Source organism: Marinomonas algicola, assembly GCF_014805825.1.
GTDB classification, from domain to species: domain Bacteria; phylum Pseudomonadota; class Gammaproteobacteria; order Pseudomonadales; family Marinomonadaceae; genus Marinomonas; species Marinomonas algicola.
This window is the reverse complement of record NZ_CP061941.1, coordinates 3,256,042-3,280,380: the sequence shown is the minus strand read 5'-3', so window position 1 is coordinate 3,280,380 and position 24,339 is coordinate 3,256,042. Positions and strand designations below refer to the sequence as shown.

Genomic DNA, 24,339 nt, shown 5'->3' with positions numbered 1-24,339 from the left:
AAAATTTTCATTTTAGCTGATATTTTACAATGATTGCTTTTACTATGCCCTAAAATGGTTCATTTTTCTTGCGTCATGGGGTAAGGTGCGGTTCCGAAATTTCAATGGATCCATTTCTAATGACATTAAATAATAAACCATCGCTATTGCCGCGCTATCTGCAGGGTAGCTTGGTATTACAAATTGCCATCGGTATTCTTTGCGGTATTACCTTAGCGTATGTTTCGCCAGATATCGCTTTATCTACAAGCTTATTAGGCCTCTTTTTTGTTCAGGCATTAAAAGCGATAGCGCCTATTTTGGTTTTTTTGCTGGTGATCGCTTCCATTGCCAACCACAAGCAAGCTCAACAAAGCCACATTCGCCCTGTGCTTGCACTGTATTTATTAGGCACTTTTGTCGCGGCATTAACGGCCGTCGTGTTTAGTTTCCTGTTTCCAACGCAGTTGAATTTAGTCGCATCAGACTTTAGTCAAAGTGCTCCACAAGGTGTCGGAGAGGTATTGCGTACGTTAGTCTTTAAAATGGTCGATAATCCAGTGAATGCGTTAGTCCAAGGTAATTATGTGGGGATTTTGACTTGGGCAATTGGCTTTGGCTTGGGTTTACGCCATGCAACAGAAGGAACGAAAGCGTTACTGCAACATTTGTCTACCAGTGTCACTCGTATTGTCTCTGTCATTATTCGTTTAGCTCCCTTTGGTATTTTTGGTTTGGTGGCCAGTACTACTGCCGCAACGGGTTTTGATGCCTTACTTGGGTACTCTCATTTATTAGGTGTGTTGATCGGCGCTATGTTATTTATCGCTCTTGTAACAAACCCATTATTGGTGTTTTGGAAACTGCGTCGTAACCCTTACCCTTTGGTGTTTAAGTGCCTAAAAGAAAGTGGTGTAACGGCTTTCTTTACTCGCAGTTCGGCCGCAAATATTCCAGTTAATTTAGATCTTTGTAAGCGTTTGGAGCTGGATGAAGATACGTATTCTGTTTCTATTCCTCTAGGCGCCACAATAAATATGGCCGGTGCCGCTATTACAATCACTGTACTTACCCTAGCGGCTGTGCATACATTAGGCATTTCATTGGATTTTGGAACCGCCTTGTTGCTTAGCCTTATTGCGGCTGTATCGGCTTGTGGTGCATCTGGTGTGGCTGGTGGTTCACTGCTATTGATTCCATTGGCTTGTAGCTTATTTAACATTCCAAATGAGATCGCTATGCAAGTGGTCGCCGTTGGTTTCATTATTGGCGTATTGCAAGATTCAGCGGAAACGGGGCTGAACAGTTCGACTGATGTATTGTTCACGGCTGCGGCGAGTCTTGCGAAGGATAAAGCGCGAGTCGACCGTCTAATGCTGTAAGAGAGTAGGGAGCCGAGTGCTCCCTTTTTAATCTCTGCTATAACGATAACGCATCCTATTATAGGTTTAGTTACCACGTATTGGTATTTTCAGTCTCTAGGGGACGCCTAGAGCCTTAGAGCCTTAGAGCCTTAGAGCCCTGAGATCTATTTTCACACTCAATGGCGTTGCTACACAAAAGCTAGAATACGTCTATGAGTATTATATTTAGATCAAGAGCTTAACCTCATTTCATTGTGTTACAGGGTAATCAATTCATCGCAAACGCTGTTTAATAAAGCTTTATCATGGCTGACTATCATAATGGCGACGTTGCTGAGTTTCACGACATTGACGAGCGCTTCAATAACGGTTTTTTGAGTCAACATATCCAGACGTGAAGTGGGTTCATCTGCAAAAATAAACGTAGGATCAAGCAGCATCACACGGACAATCGCTAAGCGTTGTAACTCACCACCTGAGACTTGATCTGGATGGCGGTCAATGAGTCCCTCATCCAATCGTAACTCAGCAAGCAGTCCTTTTAGCTTATCTTGGCCGATGTGATATTTCTTCATCAGATCATGGAAGCTGGTTCTTAAAGGAACATGAGCCGAAAACACATCCGTTGGGTCTTGGAAGAGTTTTTGAGCTTTATGTCTTTCGTTAGGTTTGTGTGCCCATTCTATGGTACCGCTATCGCTTGGTAATAGACCTAATAACATATCTCCCAGTGTGCTTTTTCCACAGCCACTGTCACCACTGACACCAATAATTTGCCCCGGATGCAAACTAAGTGATACATCGTTGAAAAGCGTTTTTCCACCTCGGCTTTTGCTGAGGTTTTTCGCATTGACGATGGATGGATCCTTGTTGCTTTTTGCTTCTCTTTTTGGCCAGCGACGTGGATCGGCATCAATAAGCTCTTGTGTATAGGGGTGAGCAGGGTGGCTGAGAACTTGTTGGCTTTCTCCCACTTCTATAACGTCACCTTTACGCATAATCATCACGCATCCACCGAGCTGATGGGCAACGTCAATGTCATGGGTGATTGTAAAGACGCCTTCATTTTTTTCAATGAGCGAGCGCAATTGCTTGGCAATATCATCACGTCGGTTGGCGTCTAACCCTTTGGTTGGCTCATCCGCAACAGTGAAGGTCGCCCCGCCCGAACGTGATGCTAGAAACGCGACTCTTTGTGCCATACCGCCAGATAACTCAAATGGGTATTTGTGTGTCGCGTGAGTCAGTTTAACGCTGTCAAAATCAAGAGTAGCTTTAGACGTGGCGTCATTGGCATTTAAACCTTTAACGATCTGATAACCTTCTTTAACCTGCTTGATCGCATGCATGGTCGGATCTAACGAGCGAGTCGGCTCCTGTGGTAGAACACAGATACTTGTCCCCCATAAGGCATTACGTGCGTCAGCAGAAAGCGTGTGAAGAGCTTGATCGTGTAAATAAATCTCACCTTCAGCAATTAAGCCATCGGGTAGATTATTTGCAATGGCTTGAGCCAATAAGGTCTTGCCTGAACCGGTTTCACCGACAATGGTCAGCGCTTCACCTGCGACTAATTCAAATGATACTGGGTTAACGATCATGTTCCCATCACGCGTTTTAACGCTTAGGTTTTTTACAACGAGCATTATTTTTTCTTCCCAATCATCAGGTTTAATCCTAGAACTAATATAAATAAAGCAATTATTGGCTGTAATATGATCCACGGTGCTTCGTAATAATAAGGCATAAGTTCAATCATCATGAGACCCAATTCTGCACGGGGAGGCTTTACACCAACGTTAATAAACCCAAGGGAGGCGACGGATAAAACAGTGGTAGCCAAGGTAAAAGCCGCCAAACGTAAGATAATCGGACGCAGCTCTGGGAAATAGTGTCTCTGTAGTAAATACCATGGCGTGAATCCCAATAACTGAGAGGCCGCTACGGCATCACGGTTAGCGATAATCATCGATTGCGCTCGCACGACACGATACATTTCGATACTGGCAATCAAAGAGACACCCAAAAAGAGTGGCCATAGTTTCCCCGGTGCAATCGTTGCGAACAGCAATATAAATAACAGTCCAGGAACCGCCAAGAATAAATTGGAAATTAAATTTAAGACTTTATCGGCGGTTTTTGGGTATTGCGCGGACAGAACCCCCATTAGCGTGCCAAATCCAGTGGCAAACAAGGTGCTCACTACCGCGATACCAAGAGACACTTGCAGGGCAGAGGCCAAGCGCAACCACATGTCACGTCCCAGATGATCCGTACCAAACCAGTGCTCAGCACTTGGCGCTTGGAGTGTATCCATCAAAGATTGATCGTGTGGGCTACCCGCAACAAGTAACGGTGCGACTAAGGCAAAAATACAAGGAACGATGAAGAGTAAAAGTCCGATTTTTTGCTTGAAAGAAAGTAATGTAAAAAAGGATAGGATATTCATTATGACTTACTTCCTTCACGTGGGTCGAGCAGCAGTACGGCGATATCCACTAATGCATTCATCGCCACAAAAATTAACCCCATTGCCACCGCAGCACCTTGAACGATAGGAATATCCCTTGCAAAGATGGCATGCACTAAACTGTGACCAATACCCGGCCATGCAAATAAGGTTTCAATCACCACAACGCCTTCAACAATCGTAATAAATTGAATGCCTAAAAAGGCTACGACAGGGACGAGCAAATTACGCCAACCATGACGTTGGAATGTTTGCGCATCCGATAAGCCTTTAATGCGCGAAAACAAAAAATACGTTGAATTACGTACGCCAAGTGTGCTGTCTCTCACGACTTGCACAGAGACGGCAGCAAGCCCTAACGCCAGTGTCAAAGTAGGTAAAATTAAGTAGGAAAAATCGCCATGTCCCGCCGCGGGCAGCAGTCTCATCTGCACCGCAAACAACATAACCAATAAAATACCAATCACAAAATTCGGTACGGACTTTAATGACACGCTACAAAATAACAGGGTCTTGTCGAACCAAGAGTTCGGGTGTTTTGCTGCCAAGACGCCCAAAGGTACGGCCATAAAAACCGATAACACAATACTCGCACCCGCAAGCGTTAATGAATGACCCAAAGTGTGCCCAACTTCTTCAATGACAGGGGAACCACTGACTAATGAGTTACCGAAGTTGAAGGTTAAGCTATCGCCTAACCATTCAACTAATCGAACCCATAAACTGCGGTCTAACCCTGAGGTATCCCCACGAATTTAAACCATAAAACCTTCTCCCTTAAACAGCTGTTCAGCGAATTGCTGAACTCCTTCTCGCCATTGTTTGAGGGTGATTTTTAGATTCGTAGACAATGCTCTTTTGCCCAGAAAAAAATGAGAGAGCACTCTGCGTTTGCGAGTGCTGGACGATTGAAAACGATACGCTAATCCAGCCAGTTCAACCACTTTGCCTAATAAGATAAGCACCATAGCGGTCAGCGTTGTCAGTAAAACCAGCAGCTTCATTCTGGCTAAAATTTTAGTGTAGTTATGCTCGAAACCTAAGCCGAATTTTGTGCTTTTCATGTCTCTAAAACTTTCTTCTATTTGCATTCGTGTCTGATAAACCTTCACGCTTTTCTTGGCAAACGAGCGGTTTTTTGGCAATGATGAAATCAACAACCACGGCTCTTTTGCTCCACGTGCCGCGGTTAACGATGTCTTTGATGCTTTCGTTGATCCGTCTTGGTTTAAAGAGTGCCGACCTTTTGGCTTTCCTTTATAGAGCGCCAGATGACAAAAGTGAGGCGTTGATTGTCCTAGATTCAACGAAAGTGACTTTGGCGTGGCATTGGCTGTCGGAAATAAATGTGAGATACAGCGCCATGATTGGCTTTCTTCATCAAAAAATTTACGCGGTCGACGGACACGTCCGACATAATCCCAACCTAAGCTTTTTACTAACTCTATCCAAGGCATTTTAAAACCGGCATCCGTGACAATGATTGGTTTGGTCTCTTTTGGAAGAAGTGATTTTAGCGTGGAAAGAAAGTACTTGTGTGTTTTCGGTTTCTCCTTGGTTTTAATGTCATGCACTTCCTCGTATAGAGTAAATGGCCGACCTTGAAAGGCCACTACCGCTCGAATGAGAAAGTGTTGTTTTCGCGCATCAAGATCAGACCAATCGACACTGATAATAGGTCGCCCTTGGCTCGCAAAAAGGTGACACATATGAGCATAAATAGAGAGTGATTCTTGTTGTAAATGAGCGTTAGAAAGTACTCGATCAGCACGTTTGATGCAGTGCTTTTCAAAAGTTTTAGATTGAATACCTCTTCCAATGTTGGTCACCGTACTGAGATTGCCCTGAGCAAGACTTTGAATGCAGGCCGCGACAGCATTGCGCCGAGTTTTGTGCATATTGGGGCTGACAAGAGGGAGGATTTTGTTCAAAATAGTCGTCGCGTTCATGGCTCTCGTGTTTGGTTGTTTTTGGCGAAATTATTGATCACCAAGGGCCATGAACGTTCCCTTCTTGCGTTAACTAATTGTTATTTATATGAAATTCGTGGGGATACCTCAGGGTCTAACCCTAATTCACGCGCAACGCTTTCAGCTGTGCTTGAATCCATCAAATCAATGCCATAGCGACCACCTGCAATGCGATAAGCCATGTTTCCACCTAAGCCTTGTGCGGCAAAAAAGCACACAATGCCGACGAAAAGCGCGACAAAAACAGCTTGGATGGACCGCCAAGCGAGAATGTTGAGTAGCGTGTTAACGGTTTGTCTTTTCATACTGAGTTCAGTCTTTTCCTTTAGTCTAAATGGGGGTTATTTCACTAACTCAATTTCATTTAAACGGTATGTCGTATCGAAAGGATCAAGAGAAACGCCTTTTAGGTTTTTCGATACAACGACAGATTGCTTATACCAAATGACCGGAATGACAGGCAGTTCTTCTTGAATAGCACGGGTTACCAAGGCACGGTTTGCATCGGCTGCCTCGTCGGTATTATCCAGCTTAAGTGCATCCAACGCTTGGGCAACGGCTTCATTTTCCCAGTTCATTGCGCCCCAATCCGCACCACCACGGCCAAAATCGCTGGCGATGTTATTCAGTGGTGATTGTACTGTGGCGTAGTTACGTGACATTAACGCGACGTCTAAAGTGCCGTCTTGGTGACCACCAGGAACTTCTGTGTAACTGCCGATAGAAATGTCCATTTTAATACCAATCTTTTTGAATTGGTCTTGGATCGCATTAGCGATTAATGGCAGCTCAGGGCGGTCAGAGTAGGTTCTCATTGTGATTTCGAAAACTTTGCCGTCTTTTTCAGCGTAGCCTTCATCATTAAAGGTAAAACCGGCTTTTTCTAACAAGGCTTTGGCGTTATCAGCGTTGTATTGGAAAGGTTCTAAATCGGTGTTGTGCCATTGTGAAAGGCTTGGTGGTAACAGTTGCGTTGTTTTGATTTCAGGGGAACGAAGCAAAGAGGCCGCAATACCATTTCGGTTGATGGCTTGGCTCATGGCTTGACGAACGTTTACGTCCTGCATGAAGGGATGTTTATGGTTTACTTTTATTGTGATAACACGTGGTAACATGATACTCATCACATCGAGTTTCGGATTGTGCTTCAAACGGCTAATGCTGGCTGCATCAAGGCTGTATGCGATAATGGAAGGCTTACTTTCAGCCATCAATGCACGAGTTACGCTACGCGATGCTGCAATGTATTCAATTTCACCAATGCTGGCTTTTTCTCCCCAATAATCGTCTTTTTTAACAATACTCAGACGCTGTGGCGGAGTGAATTCTTTAACATTAAATGGTCCTGTACCAATCACCTTATTGACATCACCGTCTTTGTCATACGCCTTAGGCGATAAAATCATTGTAGTATGGTGTCCTAATGCGGCGGGCAGCAAGGTATAAGGTTTTTCTAAGGTAAAGATGACCGAATTATTCTGGCTCTTCATGGAAAGAATTGGTACGCCTTTCAAAGGGCCCGGTTTCTCTTTGGCTACTTCTAGGGAATGGATTACCGCCTCCGCAGTAAGGGCTTCACCATCACTGAATGTGACCTTGTTGCGCAAAACGAATGTCCACACTTTTTTATCATCACTGACAGACCATTCAGTAGCAAGTTGAGGCTTCAAGCCTCCAGATTTGTTGATGCTGACCAGTGTTTCCGTTATCCCCATACGTGTGAACGCATAACCGCCAACGGTTGGATCTTGGGATTTAAGTTCCCATGGAGAAGTAATGGTGATGGTTTGTGCCTGTAGAGACAAAGCGGCGCTTGCCAAAGCGGCAATGACCAAGGATTTCTTTAGATATTTCATAGAGATATTTGCTCTTGTATTAACGAAGGACTGCGTATTTTTGAATTAATGTTATGATATATTATAACATTAATTCTTGTAAGATTTTTTTTGAATTTGCACAGAAATAATGAGAGTGAGTAATACGCACGTGAATATGAATGGTACGACCGGCATACCAGCCTGGGAAACAGCTTTTAAAATTGACTCGACCACGGCTGTCTGTGATTTGGCTTCCTCTAAACCAAGTACTTTCTAACGCATCTTGGTTGTTATTTGAGCACATTCTACTACGAAACCGTTGAGCCTCGTCGCTTTGACGTGTATCAGCAGAATAGATACCGAGACTGTTAGCATGCCAGACCTCAATTTCATAATTGACTAATGGATTGCAGTCATGGCCTATTAGTTTCATACACAACATCATAGGCAAACCACTTTGACCATCAGAAATGTCGTCAGATGTTTTTACTGAGAAAAAACAAGGGCCGAGCGTTCTAGGTTCAGTCATTTTAACCGCGCATGGCAGATGAGAGTCGAAGATACTGTCGTTTGGGTATGGGCTAATGATTTTATTTGTTCCGCCAACAGACCATCTATCGGTTAAACGTGGTGAACCTACAGGTGTGTCTGCATAGGTTCGGGTACTAAAACTAACCGTTGTTAATAGCGGCAGAGAGAGGCATAGGCCCATTCTTTTCAGTATTTGCCTTTTAGAATTGTCTATCATGTCGTGAATACCTTGCATAAAAGTGGGTCTTATTATCAAAGTGTAATACACAATGCCTTAGAGGTTATGGTTAAAATGTTATGCTAGATTTCGAATTGAATAAATTGATGTTTTAGCCTATCGAGTAGCGAAGGCCGTTATTAATGTTCAAAAGTGCATTGGTATCGTGTTGTTGGTTCTTGCATTGATGCGTTTTTAGAAAGAAGTGGTGGAAGTATGAGTAAACAAAAAACAGTCTCTCTTGTTCTCGGAAGTGGCGGTGCGCGTGGTTTGTCTCACATTGGAATAATAAAATGGTTAGAAGAACATGATTACCATATAGAATCCATTTCTGGGTGTTCCATCGGTGCACTGATTGGCGGCATTTATGCCGCAGGGAAGCTAGATGATTTCGAACAGTGGTCAAGAAGCATCACGAAAATGGATATCCTTACGTTGTTAGATCTCTCATGGAATAGAAGTGGTTTAGTGAAAGGTGATAAATTGATTAATACCTTGACGGAACTTGTTGGTGATTTGAAAATTGAAGACTTACCCATCAAGTACACGGCGGTAGCATCAGATATCGCTAATGAAAAAGAAGTTTGGCTCAACTCAGGAAAACTGTTTGATGCCATTAGAGCGTCTATATCATTGCCGTTCTTCTTTACGCCATTTAGCTATAATGGCAGAGAATTAATGGATGGGGGAATTTTGAATCCTATTCCTGTAGCGCCAACTTTTTGTGATGGTACAGACTTAACAATTGCGGTTAATCTTGTTGGTAAAGTGTTAGAAACTAAGAGAACACCCGTGGTAACGGATTTAGATAATGCGCTAGGCTCACCTATTTCAGATAAAGTGGCTGGTTTTGTTAATCGTTTTAAAGGCTCACCCGAAGAGCCTATTGGAAAAGATGTTGGGGTGTTTGAGATCGCTAATCAGGCATTTGATGCTATGCAAAATACAATTTTCAGGCATAAACAAGCGACTTATCCAGCCGATTATTTGATTGAAATTCCGAGGAATGCATGTGGTATGCTGGAGTTTAATAGAGCGTCTGAAATGATAGACCTTGGGTATAATTCAATGTGTGAAAGTCTAGGGTCAGCAACTTGATTTGTCGTCTTTTAAAGGAGCAACTCAAGTATTAGTTATGGTTGGGGCTTTTGAATGTTTTTTGCCATGCTTTTGGGGGGATATCGTATTTTTTTATGAAATGTTTTCGGTAAATTTGTTCAGAATGAAAGCCCGCTCTTTCAGATATCTCCGAAACAGTCAAACTAGTAGACTCTAGTAACTCTAAGCTATAGTTAAGCCTAACATTGATTAGCCAAGCATTAAAACTTATCGCATTCGATGACTTAAAGTTTCGGCTAAAGCTACGAACGCTCATCATGCAATACTCTGCCACACTTTCTAATGTATAAGTATCTGTGATGTTTTCCAGAATTAAGTCAACTAACTTAGCGATTCTTTCATCACTTGGCTTTTCTATTGTTGGGGTTTCAATATATTGATTTTGTCCACCATTTCGTTCAGGAGATGAGACCATTACGCGTGCAATTTTATTGGCCACCTTAACCCCATAGTAATGTTTCACTATATGGAGACAGCAATCGATTGCCGCCGCACTTCCTGCTGAGGTGATAACATTTCTCTCAACGATAAACAACGGATTTATGTCACACGTTATTAAAGGGAATTTTTTTGCAAAATCGGCCCCATATTTCCAATGCGTTGTTGCTCGCATCCCGTTTAATACACCGCAATGTGCTATAGCATAGGCTCCTATACATAACCCTACAATTAGTTTGTTACTCTGGTGTGCTGCTACAAGCTGTCTCTTTAAAGAAGTGCTTGGTATTTTATCTGGTATCCAACTCGGTACAATAACAATGTCTGCTTGATTAATCATTGAGATATCATTTTGTATATCGATACCTAAGCCATCGGCCGAATTGACCTGACCGCCCATTTCTGAACATACACGTACATTAAAGAGCTTCTGCTCATTCAGTAATGCGTCCCTAAAAATTGCAATGGGTACTGAAAGGTGGAACATACTTATACCTTCAAAAGCAACAATAGCTACTTCTACCATACAAATTTGGCCTAATAGTATCGATTTTTGCCATTATAGCCATTTCGTATCAAATGCACATAATTATAATGTGCGTAGTAATTAATTCGAAGAGGACGAGGCTATGGATGTAGTGACTAATTACCCGCTTGTAGATGGTATTTTAGAAGAATACCGTGACGTCATTAAAAATGACTTTGAAGGTTATAAAAACCATGTCACTAGAATGCTTAATTTTTGTCATTATTTAATGCCGGATATTAAGGAGGAAGAGAGTAAAAAAATTCAAATAGCCGCGGTTTTTCATGATATAGCCTTATGGACTCATGATAGAGTGGACTACCTTATTCCATCTTATCAAGACTGCTCTCAATGGTTAGAAATAAAAGGCCTTAGTGATTGGAATGAAGAAATTCAAATTATGATCGACATGCATCATTTAATTGGTGAGTATAAAGGCCCTTATTCAAGAGTTGCTGAAGTTTTTCGAAAAGCTGACCTCATTGATTTTTCATTAGGTGTAGTGAAAATGGGGGTGAGTCGCTTGTTTATAAAAGAAGTTAAGCAGGCAATTCCAAATGCAGGCTTTCACAAAACCTTGATGAGGTTTACGTTCATACAGCTTGGTCGCAATCCGCTAAATCCATTTCCAATGATGCGTATTAAAAATATATACAAAAACTAAGTGTTAACAATTTAAAGTAGGTATGCACCGTTAGGCTATTCTTTACCCGTGTTGCTCGAAGCCTAAAAGTGGTGCCTGTCTTATTAAAAATTTGTGAGTTTAAGAACACACTGAGTAAAGTGTAGAGCTATCGGTGTTGAAAAAGGTTGGCAACAAAAAAACGGGTTATCGCTTGCTAACGAGCTTCTATTCCAACCTGCACCGCTGTCTTCAGTTCTGCTTTAGAGTACCTAGCCGTTCTGGGATTAATGTCGGTATTATTCACACCCGCTGGCTTTACACGGATTAGGTCATAGCCGCTACAGATTTTTCCCAACACGTTGTATTGCCAAATTTTATTGCTATGTTGAGAGCGCAATCGCCTGAGCCATTTGATGTCATTTTTGCGTGTCCTCCTAGAGATAGTGCTTAAACCTCGACTTATACCTCATTTAAAAAATGACCGACTACCCATATCATTTTCTCTAATGATAAGTGATGCCAATATCGATTCCCTTTTGATTGAACTGGAAGCGATATTGGTTTTTCGTACTGTGCTCGTTATTAAATAGGTAAGGCGAAAATCAACAGCAAACCAAAGGCCAAATACAGTGCTCGTTTGACCAATTTGAAAGGAGCAATGAGAGCCATTGATATGCAATAAAGTGCGAGTGCAATTTTCAATGCGCTTGCAATGGCCAGCAGTGGACTTGTTCCTAACTGAATCAGTGATGGATTAGCTATCATGGCTAATGGAATTAGGTAAAGGCCAACGCCTAGCATCATGGCAACACCAGCTACCTTAAGCCAGTTTTCCTTTACCATGCCTGCGGCAATAAATACGCTACCACAAACCGGAGGGGTAATGGTCGATAGCAGTGCAAACCAAAACACGAATAGATGTGATTGCAGAGGCGATAAGCCTAGCTGAGCAAGAGCCGGTCCAGCCACTGAAATACAGATAACATAGGCAGCGGTAGTGGGGACTTCCATACCCAGAATTAAGCAAGCAATGGCCGTTAATAAAATAGCAGGCCAGAGCATGCCAGCTGAACCGGATATAATGAGAGAGGTTATTTTCACACCTAAACCGGTAATTGATAGCACGCCAATGACGATAGAGGCACACAGTATTATAGCGGCTATCATGGCAATTTGTTTGCCAGCATTGATGCCAACATCTTCAAGTCGACTAAGCCATTGCTGTTTATTTGCAACTCCTTTTGAATTAAAGAAAAGCAATAGAGCGGCCCCGAAAATGGCTATGCTTGCAGCAAACTGTGGTGTATACGCTGGACCAAACATTCCCCATAATAAGAGTGAAAAGGGGATCAAAAAGAAGCTACAAGTGATTAGCAGCTGACGTCGACTTGGCTGTTGATCTTTACTGACCGCTTTTAAATCATAGCGTAAAGCAAATGCGTCAATGCCAACCCAAACAGCCCAGAAATATAAAATAGCAGGTAAAATAGCGGCCAACATAATGCTTTGATAGGGAATCCCTGTAAGCTCAACCATGACAAATGCCCCGGCTCCCATTAGCGGAGGCATTATTTGCCCTCCTGATGAGGCCACTGCTTCTGTTGCTCCAGCGAGGGATTTCGGGTAACCCAATTTGGTCATGGCTGGTAACGTAATGGCGCCAGTAGAGGCGACGTTTGCGGAAGCCGATCCTGAAATTGAGCCAAAAAGTGCTGAGGATATTACGGATACTTTAGCCGCGCCTCCTCGAAGTCTACCTGCGGCCGTAAGGGCTAGGTTCATAAATCCTTGTCCTGCTTCTCCTGCGTTAAGTACGGCACCAAAAATAACAAAAATAGCGACAATACTAACGGAAACGCCAGTGAGTTTCCCCCAAATTCCTCCTTCTGCGATGGTTAGGGTGCCTAAAAAGCTGCCTAATGGAGTACCTGGATGACCAAATTCTCCGGGAATATGCTGACCAAACATGCCGTATAACAGTGCAATAGCGGCGACTAATGGTAAGGGCCAGCCGATGCAGCGCCTTGCCATTTCTAAGACACTGAGTAATAAAATTGCCGCAATCCAAAGCTGATAGTGTTCACTGATGTAGCCGTACTGATCGCCTAAAAAGTCGGCATTGTAAGCGACCCATAGCGTTGCAAGTAAACCGACTAAGGTGAATAGGTAGCCCGTGACGCGTTCGAATCGAGTATGGCTTAAGAAGATAAAAGCCCATGGCAAAGCAAGTGCCATGTGCAAAGGGCGACTGACTAAATTAGGCACAAGACCTGAAAAAATAAGTGTTAAATGAAAAATAATACTAACGAAGCCAAACCCGGCCCAAAAATATTTACTAGGCATAGAATATGGCCCGTCAAAGAAGTTGGAGAATAAAATAAAGCCCTGAATACATCCGCATCATAAACAAAATTGCAAGGCTATTTAGTTTATGATGCGGATGAACTTGTTTTTCTGTTGTTTATTTAATAAAAAGAGATCACTTACTCTTGATCAGGCGTTAACGTTACCCCCATTTCTTGATAGTACCTTGCGGCACCAGGGTGAACTTTGCCGGTAATGTTACTTAGCATGTCAGTTGATACACCTTTCCACCAGGGTGATGTATCGGACATTAACTCTTTCTGGCTCCAAAAAGCTTTTGTTAGAGTATAAGCGGTGTCGTTGTCCATGGCCGTGCTTGAATAGGCCACAACAGGTAGGGACGTCGTGGTAATGTCCGTGTCTTGCCCTGTATAAGTGCCTGCTGGAATGACTAATCTAGTACGCTTTGATTGAACAATTTGCTCATCACTTAAAGACAACACGTTTAACTTTGTACCGGCGGCCGCTTCAATTACGTTTGGTGCAGGAAAAGAGCCTGACGTAACGAAACCATCTATTTGGCCATTTTTTAATGCGGGAACGGCATTAGACAGCTCTACTTGGGCCAGGTCTATTTTTCCTTCTAAACCAAACAACTTAATGTATTTCGCACCTTCAGTGGCACCGAAAGAGCCCTTACCCAATAGTATTTTTTTCCCTTCCATTTCAGAGAAACTATTTATGCCACTCTTGTCCGATACCACAAAGTGCATCGCTAAAGACGGAATAGGGAACAATGCTCTAATTTCAGAAAATTTTGGGTTACTTCTGTTTTTAAACATGGCTTTACCGTCTTGCGCTAATGAGACTAAGGCTGGCGGCGTAGTAAAAACATAATTTGCACCTCGAACAGCTGATTCCATGACATTCTGCACCGAACCTTGACTTTCTTCTACGGTAACAATTATGTTGCTGTTAGTGTCTTGCTTTACCGCCTGCGCAATTTCTACGGCCATTTGATAATAAGATGAGCTGGTTTTAGCGGATTTATAGGTTATTTGAGTCTGCGCATAACCAAATTGAGTAACGGCTAAACCAACGGCTGTGCTAATTAATGCTGTGTAAAACTTCATTTAAGCGATTCTCTTTGTGTTGTTATTTGATCTAAAGTTTACCAATAGAACATACATAAATGCACGCAGAATCAAGGTGTGTTAGCTTGCGGTTTAGGAAATCATTGGAGAGCGAACCCCGTTCTTATCTAAATCTTGTGAGTGTTGTGCTTGGGGGAGTGGAAACCGTTTAAGTATTGTTTTAACAGAAAACCAAATGATGGTTGTAAGAATCAAGGCAAAATAGCCATCTAACGCATAGTGCCACGCTAAATGAACCGACCCCACCATAATAATCAAAGCATAAGCCCAAGCAATATAGCCTAATTTCTTATTTAAGCTATAGATAGTCATCGCTATAAAAGAGGCAATATCTATCTTTTCTTACGGTTTTCTGGAGATCAAAAAATCGAGCAAATTGGTCTAAAGACTCTTATTTATAGATGATTAACGGTTAACCCGTTATGATGGCCATCATAACGGCATTATTATGCCGTATTATTAATTTAATTAGGATCCTAATGAAGAAAACGTTTGTTCTATCCAACCCTAAAATGACCTATCAGCGTATTATCGAAACAGCCAAAAATGATGTGAAGAAATACATAAAAGAAGAACGTAATAAAGCCTTGCCTGAAAAGGCTGATTTTTGGGGGTTTGACTGTAAGTTTGGTCAAAATCCCGCTACAGCTAAATCCATTCATGAGGGCGATATTAATAGCAACATCAGTGCGGCGCAAAATCTCCATTGGAAATCTTTCTATTTAGAAGTAATTGCAACCCCAAAGACGCGTTCCAAGCGTGCTCACACAAAGGCTGAAGAAAATCCTCAAGATGATTAAAATGAGTGAGAACTTACGTGTCCCTAGCTGTTTTCGATTAGGACATTAAAAGAGCCTGCCTGCTAAGAGAGAACCAATTTTTATATACGCCGAGTTAGGCCGTTTTATATTTGAGTAAATAGACAGTTTTAGTATGCTCTTTAATAGGATTTATGAGTCGACCGTTATTCGCTACACTACTGATCGCATTTTTGAATTTAAGTTGGAAACCTATAATCATGAAGCACACCCCTACACACAAACCTCGTCCAATGGTTGACCTTATTGTTAGCATCATTTTACCGTCTGTTATTTTAATGAAATTAAGTGGTGAAGATCAGTTAGGCGTTCAAGGAGGGCTAATTGCCGCGCTTGCTTTGCCTCTCAGTTGGGGGATTTTTGAGCTAATTAAATATAAGAAGTTTAATTTCATTGCTTTATTGGGTTTGATAAGTGTTTTGCTTACAGGGGGAATCGGTTTACTTGAATTGGATACTAAATGGTTGGCCATTAAAGAAGCCGCTATACCTGCCGTTATCGGTATGGCTGTACTAATTTCCACGTTTACCCCTTATCCGTTAGTAAGAGCCTTGCTATTAAATGCCGATATTATGGATGTTGAGACCATCAAAAAGAAGTTAGAAGAAAATAACAGCGCGGTTGAATTTGAAAAACGTTTAATGAAAGCGACGTATTTTGTGGCTGGCTCTTTCGCTTTTTCCGCTTTTATGAATTATGTACTTGCTCGATGGATTGTTGTGAGCCCGGCTGGAACGGCGGCATTTAATGAAGAACTCGGCCAATTAACTTTGTACAGTTATCCCATGATTGCCCTCCCATCTATGGTGATGATGATGGGGATTTTTTATTATTTAATGCGTTCAATTAATAAAATGACTGGTTTGAAGTTAGAAGAATTAGTTGGCAAAAAATAATATCAATGGTTGATTTTGGTTGGAAAAGCGTTTGGTTAAATGCGATTTTAAATAGGAATATAACACTTTTTATTTTTTATATTCTGGACTAGTATTTTAAAAAGAAAATATTATTAAAACCTTAACCTACAACAATAGTTGTCCATATTGGAGAAATTATGCCAGCCGTTAATGATCAATGGTTTAGACATCCGTATATAAATATGGCCTATAAAGGGAATACTGGAGGGGCTGTAAAATGGAGAAAATACATGGAAGCTACGGGGGGCGGTTTCAATAAAGGCGGTATTGCTGGGCCTTTTGAATTGCCTGTTGGTATGGAGTTATGGAAAGTATCGGCTCATAAAATTGGTGGACCAAAAGCCAATGTATCGGAATGGTGGTGTGCAAAAAATTCCTTTAAAGAACAGGTATATGGCCTTCGACGCTCAGTAGAGGAGGCGGCATTAAATGGTGTGCCTTTTCATGTATACGCTCGCATTGCGAGCTGTGTGAAAATTGAGTGGAATACACTTGATACCTTGCAAATCATTAAATTAAAAAAGCCTGTTAAAGCTTTATGGGGAAAATTTGCCCCAATGAATATCCATGACATCAAAAACCCTAAATATTGGACAGATAAAAATGATCAACGGTTAAATGACATGAAAAAAAGAGGTTATGATCCTGCGTTAGGGGATGCAATTCTAGGAGGAATGGATGCCTACCAACTTTTTATCCCTGGGATGCTTGGTGAAGATGTCACTGTCATGGGATATGCCGATGCAGGAGACACCGCTGACATCAAAAAATTACTTGGCATAACCAATCTACCGAGCGGGCCAACGGATCTAAATTGGCGCCGTTCTTAACGAGAGTAAAATGCTATAAATCGTGTGTTTTCGTGACTATCCCTGTCGTCTCTCCAACGAGAAACTTGTTCTGTTTTCTCTAAAATAGGTTTTTTAACGACCAAAACCCCTAGCGAACCTGGCCCGCCTACAAATTATGCGTTGAAATAAAATGGCATCTTTGGGCTCTTCTCTATTAGGTTCATGTTCATTTTGACATAAAGCGTTGTAGCATCGTAGTCTCAAAAGGATAAAGCGTCATATTGTTTCAATAGTTCGGTGAATTTTATTCATAGGGGCTAAAATACCTGTGACGTTGGTAGCCTTTTTGGAAAGGCCATTTTTTAGCGCACGCTAGGCGATGAGGAATTTGTCGTTCTGCAAGTGGGTGTAGAAGCGTTTAAGGCAGCTCTAATAACTCGAAAAACGGTTGAGCTTTTATTTGTGTTTTATTATTAATCAGGCCAAGGCGCATGTTGATACGAGTATTTGTATTGTCTTTTATCTTGATCATGATTTAGAGATCTTAGCAAAGCTGGCGGATCAAACCCTATATAAGGTTAAGTGAAGTGGAAAACCGTTTCTATGTAGTCAATAATCCGTCTTCTCATTCATGGTATTATTCTAAGTGATAATACAGATTCAGTTGCCGTTTCAGTAAAGTTGGCATTTTCACGCTTGGCTTCACTGAACAAGTTATTCTGCTACTCAATATTCATTAATACAGTTAGGCATTATTTAATATGAGCAATATTATCGATCAGCTAATACAGGCTTTTGGCGATAAATCGGTTCTTACAGGTTCCGCTATTGGCGATAAATATAAAAAAGATTGGAGTGGCGTTGATGGTCGTTTACCCATTGCTGTCGTTCGACCCACCTCTACGGAAGAGGTTTCACAGGTTCTTTCACTCTGCAGTGAGCAGAGTCAAGCCGTTGTTATTCAAGGTGGTATGACAGGCATTAGTGCTGGAGCGGTACCGCAAGAACAAGAGATTGCCATTTCTCTTGAGAGAATGAATGGCATCATTGAAATTGATAAAGAGTCAATGACATTAACCGCGTTAGCAGGTACGCCATTGCAAGTGATACAAGAGGCCGCGGAAGACGCTGACATGTATTTTCCTCTTGATATGGGGTCACGTGGCACCTGTACGATTGGGGGTAACGTTGCGACGAATGCGGGTGGAAACCAAGTAATCCGTTATGGTCCGGCAAGAGCGTTAACATTAGGCTTAGAAACAGTGCTACCCGACGGTACCATTATAAGTTCACTTAATAAAATGCTAAAAAACAATGCTGGTTTTGATTTGAAACATTTGTTTATTGGCTCTGAAGGTACGCTTGGTATTGTGACAAAAGTAGTTGTTCGGCTGTATCCGAAAGCCAATGCGACTCAAACGGCTTTATGCGCGTTACCAGATTTTCCAAGTGTGCTCAAATTGTTACAACAGTGTTATGGCTCTTTAGGGGACGGTGTGACCTCGTTTGAAGTGATGTGGGCGAATTATTTTGATGAAGTAATTGACACTGTTGAGCAAGCCCAGAGTCCTTTTAAACAACATCATCCTTTTTATGCTTTGATTGAATATCAAGGACAGGATCAAGAACAAGATGCAGAAAAATTCGCGGCGGTTTTATTTGACGCAATGGAAAATGGCATGATAGCCGATGCGGTACTTGCGCAGTCATTAAAAGAAGCGGATTCGTTTTGGGTTATTCGTGATGGTATTGGTGAGCTGCTGTCCGTAATGGGGCACGTTGTTAATACCGATATTAGTGTGCCTATCAGCAGTATGCAATCCTTTATGGATGCATTGGAGCCAGCCCTTTACAAGGCATTTCCTGATATTAAACTGAGAATTTTTGGTCATATCGGCGACAGTAATTTACATGTTTGTGCTGGCACTGGCCTAGAGAAAGACCTTGATGCTATCTCAGCCATTATTATGGGGTTAATTGGGGATTACAAAGGGTCTGTGTCGGCGGAACACGGCATTGGCGTACTAAAAAAGAAGTATTTGCATCATTCCCGAACAGCAGAAGAAATGGCGTTAATGGCTACCCTTAAACAAGCCCTAGACCCAAAAGGTATTTTAAACCAAGGTCGAGTTTTGTAAGGTAAATGATGTGTCAATATGGGAAACGCAAACGCATTTAACGCTCAGGTCATCGTCCTGCTGTTAAAATAGGCAGAGTGACGAAAACATAACATATTACGTTAATTCCTCATTTTCTTATGATATGAGGAATTAACGTAATAACGGTTTCTCTTTAAATGGCTTATATTCATCAGCAGATGAATTAATCACCGGAGTCCGTTATGGTCATTCGAACAGGTCGGCCTAAACAAACCGGCAGAACCCGAGATTCTGCCCGAGAAAATTTAATTGAAGCAGCCAAGAAGTGTTTTTCAGAACATGGCTTCGATAAGGTCTCGACGCGAAAAATAGCCCTTTCTGCAGGCGTTGACGCGGCCATGATCCGTTATTACTTTGGTTCAAAGGCAGGCTTGTTTGAAGCGACCATCCAAGAAACGTTAGCGCCTGTTTTGGAGCAAATGCAAAAGGATATAGACCCAAATACCGAGCCTAATCCTTTATTATTGATGCAAACCTATTACCGTATGATTGCGGCAAGTCCCATGCTCCCAAATCTGATTCTTCAAATACTGAATCAACCGACTAACCCACAGACTTTCAGCATTTTAACGGGCATTATTGATGGTTTGTTACAGCGATCTGAAAAATGGATTGAGCTATTTAGACAGCAGAAAAAGATTAACCCTAACCTTAATTCAGAATGGATTCGTTTGAGCTTTGTGAGTCTGATGATCTTTCCTGTATTGGCCCCTCGATATTTACAACAACAGCTTGGTGTTGAACTCAAAGAAGATTGGTTGTTAAGGTTGGCAGAACACAACCAAAGGCTTTTAGAACAAGGTCTTTTTACGTTACCAGAAAGCGTAGCAATAACTGAAAAGGACAAGGACGTATCATGAAAACGATATCCGCTGTTCCATTGATCTTCATCTGCGCCATCTTAATTGGTTGTCAAGAAGACAGTACTTACGCTATGGGAAACATTGAGAGAGATCAACACCTTCTTTCTTCACCTGTTACTGAGCCCATTGTTTTCATTAACGTCACTGAAGGGCAAAAAGTATCAAAAGGCGATACCCTGTTGCAATTAGACACACGCCGAGCCGACGCTCTATTGGCCCAACGAAAAGCTGAGCTAGATCAGGCTGAAGCGGTCTTAAGCGGTCTTGCTTCAGGCACCAGACCAGAACAATTAAGTGCCGCATTTGCTGCATTGAATGCGACTCAAGCCGCCAAGATAGAAGCTGAGCTCAAATATCAACGCTTTAGTAAACTTTATCAAAGTAGGGTAATAGGGAAAGCGGATTATGACGCTGCAAAAGCCGGGCGAGACACGACGAAAGCCAACGCTCAGCAAGCGCATGATCAGTGGCTGGAATTAAAAAACGGTGCAAGAGAAGAGGACATTGTTCAAGCAAGAGCGAAGGTTGACGCGGCTCAAGCCGCTCTCTTAGGGCAACAAATAGGATTAGATGATCTCACGATTAAAGCACCGATTGATGGTGTCATAGAGACACTGCCGTGGCATATCGGGGATCGTATTACAGCAGGTACGCCGTTAATCAGTTTCATTGCGGACTCATTGCCTTATGCCAGAGTGTATTTGCCTGCCAATGCACTATCAAGCCTTAAAATAGGCGACAGTGTGTCAGTGTTTGCTGATGGTATAGAGCACCCGTTTAAAGGAAACGTTCGTAATATTCGAACGCAACCGGCCTACACTCCTTTCTATTCGCTCAATGAACGAGATAGGGCGCGGCTTATGTATCTAACGGATATTGATTTATTAAAAGCCGATGATTTACCTACAGGATTGGCTGTTGAGGTTCACTTACCATGAATAGTGCGGCTTTCAGTAAAAAGGTGCTTACAGAGAAGAACAATCTCGACCAAGAAAGAATAGATAAAAAAAGAGTGGAAGAAGAAAGTGTTGAGTATGCCATTGAAGCCAAAGGCTTAACTAAGCGGTTTGGGCAACATGTGGCGGTGAATAATCTTGATTTAAGAATACCTAAAGGCTGTATTTATGGTTTTCTTGGGCCAAATGGTTGTGGTAAATCCACCAGTATTCGTTTATTAACAGGGTTGTTGGAAGCCAGTGAAGGCGAAGTTAATATTTTAGGGAGACCGCTAAAAGGCCATGAAGAATCTCTGAAACAACGCATAGGATACATGACACAAAAATTTTCTTTGTATGACAATTTAACTGTACAAGAAAACCTCAATTTTGTTGGGGCCATTTATGGGCTTTCAGGTAAGCAAAAAAACGCTCGTATTGAAGAATTACTGTCTCTTTATGATTTAGAAAAGCAAATTAGGCAGTTTGCTGGCTCAATGAGTGGAGGGCAGAAGCAACGTTTGGCGCTAGCCTGTGCCACATTGCATTCTCCAGAGTTGCTGTTTCTTGATGAACCGACTTCCGCTGTTGACCCAGAAAATCGCCGCGAGTTTTGGGAGCGATTGTTTGATCTATGTTCAGCGGGTACCACCATTTTGGTGTCGACTCATTACATGGATGAAGCGGAACGTTGTCATGCGTTGGCTATTCTAGAAGACGGCAGAAAACGGGCAGACGGCTCACCTAACGATTTAATGGACGCCATGCCGGCAACGGTTGTAGAAGTGAGTGGTCGTCAATTAAGGACGCTTAAGCAAAGTCTAATTGAACAGAAAGAGGTTCTGTCTGCGGCTCAAATTGGTGCTCATTTAAGAGTGTTAGTTAATAAGAAGGTCGAGGATCCTCTCGCTTTCATCGCTCAATTGAGCGATGGTCGCGATACCGTATTGGCCCGTCCAAGTCTTGAAGATGTTTTTGTTTCTTGTACTGGAGGGCGTTATGTGGATTAGAATTTACGCGGTTTTTATAAAAGAATTAAAGCAACTTTCTCGAGACAGAATGACGTTTGGCATGATTGTCATGATACCCTTGGTTCAATTAATGCTGTTTGGTTATGCCATTAATACGGATGCAAGGCATATTCCCGCTGGGCTTGTTGACTTGAGTCTAACCGTGGAAAGCAGAGCCATCGAACAGGCGGTCATTGCAACTCAATCCGTGAATTTTGTTGCTCGATATCGATCCATTAAAGACGCTGAAATCGCCATTACAAAAGGAGAGGTTGAGGCCGTTTTATACCTGCCTGCAGATCTAACAAAGCGCTTATTCTTGCATCCTCGATATGATCCTAAACAATTGAATTCAGCCATGAGCTTGCCAGTAGGTCAATGGATTGTAGACGGTTCAGATACCGTAATTTCGTCTGCTATTAGTGCTTTACGTACTATGCCTTTGGATGGCGTCTCTGGTCAAATAGTGACACGAACGGCTCCCAGTTTTGAAGTGGTGAAGTATTTCAACCCAGAGCAAAGAACGGTGGTTAATATCGTACCTGGTTTAGTGGCCGTGATTTTAACCATGACAATGATCCTGTTTACTTCAGCGGCCATTGTACGAGAATATGAGCATGGCAATATGGAGTTTTTAATTACTACCCCCATACGTCCTATTGAACTCATGATTGGAAAAATTTCACCTTATGTATTGGTCGGGCTAATACAAGTCGTTATTATTTTAAGTGTTGGTTATTGGGTTTTTTCAGTGCCAGTTAGAGGTGGCCTACTTTCTCTTTTTGGTGCCTCGATTCTATTCGTTTTTGCTAGCTTAACACTCGGTTTGGTGATTTCAACTCTGGTAAAAAACCAATTGCAGGCGATGCAGATGACGATTTTTATATTGCTGCCATCTATTCTATTATCGGGATTTATGTTCCCTTACGATGCGATGCCTGTCGCGGCTCAATGGATTGCCGAGTCATTACCCATTACCCATTTTATGCGTATGATTCGAGCTATTGCATTAAGGGATGCCAGTATCATGCTGTTAGGAAAAGATGCTTTTTGGTTAGCTGGGTTTACTATAATGGGTATTACTATTGCCTCTGTGCGCTTTAAGAAGACGTTAGAATAAAGTGATAATCAGAGTACGTTTCCGCGTTTATCGAGTCACCTTTTTGCTCGCTTTTTGATGGTACATAGCGACATCGGCTTGTTCAATCATGTCGTCTAATAATAGATTATCAACACAGGTAAAATAGGACACTCCCGAACTGAACTTAATTAGATAAGGCTTATCTAAATTAAGACGATGAACAGTCTGTGTGAATTTGTTTAAAAGTGAGTTTACTTCCGTTATGTCGGTGTCTGAAAGCATAACAATAAACTCGTCTCCACCTAAACGCCCAATAATGTCACTTTCTCGAAATGATTGTTGCAGGGCTTCTGCAAATTGAACTAATACAGAATCTCCTTGTTGGTGACCATAGGTATCGTTGATCGGCTTGAAGGCATCTAAATCAAAAAAGATGAAGGCGATTGACATGCTTTTTCTAACACACAGTTTGTGTGTATGTTCTGCCAATGTAAAAAAGCCACGGCGACTATAAATCATGGTTAATTCGTCAAAAGTAGCCCATTGCATGGATCGTATTTCTTGTTCAATCATTGCGCCAAAATCGTTCAGTAAACATTTTTCAGCGTCACTAAATATCCTGGGTTTAGTATCAAGAATACATAAAGTGCCTAAGAATATACCTGGCCGCAACTTAAGAGGATAACCTGCATAAAAGCGAACATGAGGCGCTCCAATAACGAAGGGGTTATCAAAAAAACGTTCATCTTTTAAGGTGTCAGCAACAATAAACAAATCCTCTTGGTTGATCGCATGCCCACAAAAAGAAATGTCTCTTGGTGTCTCCAGTATGTCTAGACCTTGGCTTGATTTAAACCACTGTCTATTCTCGTCGATTAATGTCACCGAGGTAATAGGTACGGCAAACATTTGCTTAGCCATTCGAGTGACACGATCAAACCTTTCTTCATGCGATGAATCTAGAATTTTAAGCGCTCTTAATGCTTGCAATCGTCCCGTTTCATTGCATGGCTTTTCTGGCGGCTGCATTACTATGCTCCATAAGTATTGTAGTAAATGATATTCCTAGGTGAGGCCTGTACCTCTACTCACTTTGCTCGTTTATCGCTTAGATGATATCAGTATTTTAGACTAGTTTAAGTAAATGTCATGCTGCCTGTTGGTATTAAAGTACGGGCAATCACGTTTTAGAGTGACTAGCATAAACCGTTAGCTCTTCTATAAAGTAGTAAGTGTTAGATAGAATAAGCA

General features: G+C 41.9%; 23 protein-coding genes. 11 read left to right on the top strand and 12 right to left on the bottom strand.

Features of this window, described 5'->3' with window-relative positions:
* Positions 1-119: 119 nt before the first annotated feature.
* Positions 120-1,361, top strand: a complete 1,242-nt coding sequence (gene sstT, locus IEZ33_RS15035) for a serine/threonine transporter SstT (protein WP_191600838.1) — start codon at positions 120-122, stop codon at positions 1,359-1,361.
* Positions 1,362-1,600: 239 nt separating this feature from the next.
* Here the strand turns inward: sstT and IEZ33_RS15030 are convergent, their stop codons facing one another.
* From IEZ33_RS15030 to IEZ33_RS15000, 7 genes are all read right to left on the bottom strand, one after another.
* A complete protein-coding gene (locus IEZ33_RS15030) occupies positions 1,601-2,989 on the bottom strand; it encodes an ABC transporter ATP-binding protein (RefSeq protein ID WP_191600837.1) in 1,389 nt (462 codons plus the stop codon).
* Positions 2,989-3,792, bottom strand: a complete 804-nt coding sequence (locus IEZ33_RS15025; RefSeq protein WP_191600836.1) for an ABC transporter permease — start codon at positions 3,790-3,792, stop codon at positions 2,989-2,991. The genes IEZ33_RS15030 and IEZ33_RS15025 overlap by 1 nt, the downstream gene beginning before the upstream one ends.
* Positions 3,792-4,433 carry an ABC transporter permease gene (locus IEZ33_RS15020; protein WP_240009551.1) on the bottom strand — a complete coding sequence of 214 codons (642 nt, stop codon included), beginning with the start codon at positions 4,431-4,433 and terminating at the stop codon, positions 3,792-3,794. The genes IEZ33_RS15025 and IEZ33_RS15020 overlap by 1 nt, the downstream gene beginning before the upstream one ends.
* A 135-nt stretch (positions 4,434-4,568) precedes the next feature.
* Positions 4,569-5,762, bottom strand: a complete 1,194-nt coding sequence (locus IEZ33_RS15015; RefSeq protein ID WP_191600835.1) for an IS4 family transposase — start codon at positions 5,760-5,762, stop codon at positions 4,569-4,571.
* Positions 5,763-5,842: 80 nt separating this feature from the next.
* A complete protein-coding gene (locus IEZ33_RS15010) occupies positions 5,843-6,088 on the bottom strand; it encodes a hypothetical protein (protein WP_240009550.1) in 246 nt (81 codons plus the stop codon).
* Between the two features lie 36 nt (positions 6,089-6,124).
* Positions 6,125-7,639, bottom strand: a complete 1,515-nt coding sequence (locus tag IEZ33_RS15005) for an ABC transporter substrate-binding protein (protein WP_191600834.1) — start codon at positions 7,637-7,639, stop codon at positions 6,125-6,127.
* A gap of 61 nt (positions 7,640-7,700) precedes the next feature.
* A complete protein-coding gene (locus IEZ33_RS15000; protein WP_191600833.1) occupies positions 7,701-8,348 on the bottom strand; it encodes a dioxygenase family protein in 648 nt (215 codons plus the stop codon).
* A gap of 216 nt (positions 8,349-8,564) precedes the next feature.
* On the opposite strand from IEZ33_RS15000, the gene IEZ33_RS14995 reads away from it, so the two are divergent.
* Positions 8,565-9,446: a patatin-like phospholipase family protein gene (locus tag IEZ33_RS14995; protein ID WP_191600832.1), complete on the top strand. Its 882-nt coding sequence runs from the start codon at positions 8,565-8,567 to the stop codon at positions 9,444-9,446.
* Between the two features lie 31 nt (positions 9,447-9,477).
* Here IEZ33_RS14995 and IEZ33_RS14990 read toward each other — a convergent pair whose 3' ends face one another.
* Positions 9,478-10,431, bottom strand: a complete 954-nt coding sequence (locus IEZ33_RS14990) for a GlxA family transcriptional regulator (RefSeq protein WP_191600831.1) — start codon at positions 10,429-10,431, stop codon at positions 9,478-9,480.
* A gap of 103 nt (positions 10,432-10,534) precedes the next feature.
* Here IEZ33_RS14990 and IEZ33_RS14985 point away from each other — a divergent pair, with 103 nt between their 5' ends.
* The gene (locus IEZ33_RS14985) at positions 10,535-11,095 is read left to right on the top strand and encodes an HD domain-containing protein (protein ID WP_191600830.1); all 561 of its coding nucleotides are present in this window, start codon (positions 10,535-10,537) and stop codon (positions 11,093-11,095) included.
* Between the two features lie 543 nt (positions 11,096-11,638).
* Here IEZ33_RS14985 and IEZ33_RS14980 read toward each other — a convergent pair.
* The 3 genes from IEZ33_RS14980 to IEZ33_RS14970 all read right to left on the bottom strand — a co-directional run bounded on the left by IEZ33_RS14980 (position 11,639) and on the right by IEZ33_RS14970 (position 14,826).
* On the bottom strand, positions 11,639-13,399 hold the full coding sequence (locus IEZ33_RS14980) for a TRAP transporter permease (RefSeq protein WP_191600829.1): 1,761 nt from the start codon (positions 13,397-13,399) through the stop codon (positions 11,639-11,641).
* 140 nt (positions 13,400-13,539) lie between these two features.
* Positions 13,540-14,493 (bottom strand): TAXI family TRAP transporter solute-binding subunit, encoded by a 954-nt coding sequence (locus IEZ33_RS14975; RefSeq protein WP_191600828.1) that lies wholly within the window; start codon positions 14,491-14,493, stop codon positions 13,540-13,542.
* 93 nt (positions 14,494-14,586) lie between these two features.
* Entirely contained in the window at positions 14,587-14,826 is a 240-nt protein-coding gene (locus tag IEZ33_RS14970) for a phosphatase PAP2 family protein (RefSeq protein ID WP_191600827.1), read from the bottom strand.
* 167 nt (positions 14,827-14,993) lie between these two features.
* On the opposite strand from IEZ33_RS14970, the gene IEZ33_RS14965 reads away from it, so the two are divergent.
* From IEZ33_RS14965 to IEZ33_RS14930, 8 genes are all read left to right on the top strand, one after another.
* Positions 14,994-15,314 carry a DUF6172 family protein gene (locus IEZ33_RS14965; protein ID WP_191600826.1) on the top strand — a complete coding sequence of 107 codons (321 nt, stop codon included), beginning with the start codon at positions 14,994-14,996 and terminating at the stop codon, positions 15,312-15,314.
* A 218-nt stretch (positions 15,315-15,532) separates the two neighbouring features.
* On the top strand, positions 15,533-16,228 hold the full coding sequence (locus tag IEZ33_RS14960) for a VC0807 family protein (protein ID WP_191600825.1): 696 nt from the start codon (positions 15,533-15,535) through the stop codon (positions 16,226-16,228).
* Between the two features lie 158 nt (positions 16,229-16,386).
* Complete coding sequence (locus IEZ33_RS14955; RefSeq protein ID WP_191600824.1) at positions 16,387-17,079, top strand: hypothetical protein; 693 nt, start codon at positions 16,387-16,389, stop codon at positions 17,077-17,079.
* Between the two features lie 722 nt (positions 17,080-17,801).
* Positions 17,802-19,178: an FAD-binding oxidoreductase gene (locus IEZ33_RS14950; RefSeq protein ID WP_191600823.1), complete on the top strand. Its 1,377-nt coding sequence runs from the start codon at positions 17,802-17,804 to the stop codon at positions 19,176-19,178.
* A gap of 203 nt (positions 19,179-19,381) precedes the next feature.
* Complete coding sequence (locus tag IEZ33_RS14945) at positions 19,382-20,059, top strand: TetR/AcrR family transcriptional regulator (RefSeq protein ID WP_191600822.1); 678 nt, start codon at positions 19,382-19,384, stop codon at positions 20,057-20,059.
* Positions 20,056-21,000, top strand: coding sequence for an HlyD family secretion protein (locus IEZ33_RS14940; RefSeq protein WP_191600821.1), 945 nt, complete (start codon positions 20,056-20,058; stop codon positions 20,998-21,000). The genes IEZ33_RS14945 and IEZ33_RS14940 overlap by 4 nt, the downstream gene beginning before the upstream one ends.
* Complete coding sequence (locus IEZ33_RS14935) at positions 20,997-22,007, top strand: ABC transporter ATP-binding protein (protein ID WP_191600820.1); 1,011 nt, start codon at positions 20,997-20,999, stop codon at positions 22,005-22,007. Before IEZ33_RS14940 ends, IEZ33_RS14935 begins: the two co-directional genes overlap by 4 nt.
* On the top strand, positions 21,997-23,127 hold the full coding sequence (locus IEZ33_RS14930; protein ID WP_191600819.1) for an ABC transporter permease: 1,131 nt from the start codon (positions 21,997-21,999) through the stop codon (positions 23,125-23,127). The genes IEZ33_RS14935 and IEZ33_RS14930 overlap by 11 nt, the downstream gene beginning before the upstream one ends.
* Before the next feature lie 27 nt (positions 23,128-23,154).
* Here IEZ33_RS14930 and IEZ33_RS14925 read toward each other — a convergent pair whose 3' ends face one another.
* Positions 23,155-24,117, bottom strand: a complete 963-nt coding sequence (locus IEZ33_RS14925) for a sensor domain-containing diguanylate cyclase (RefSeq protein ID WP_191600818.1) — start codon at positions 24,115-24,117, stop codon at positions 23,155-23,157.
* Between the last annotated feature and the right edge of the window lie 222 nt (positions 24,118-24,339).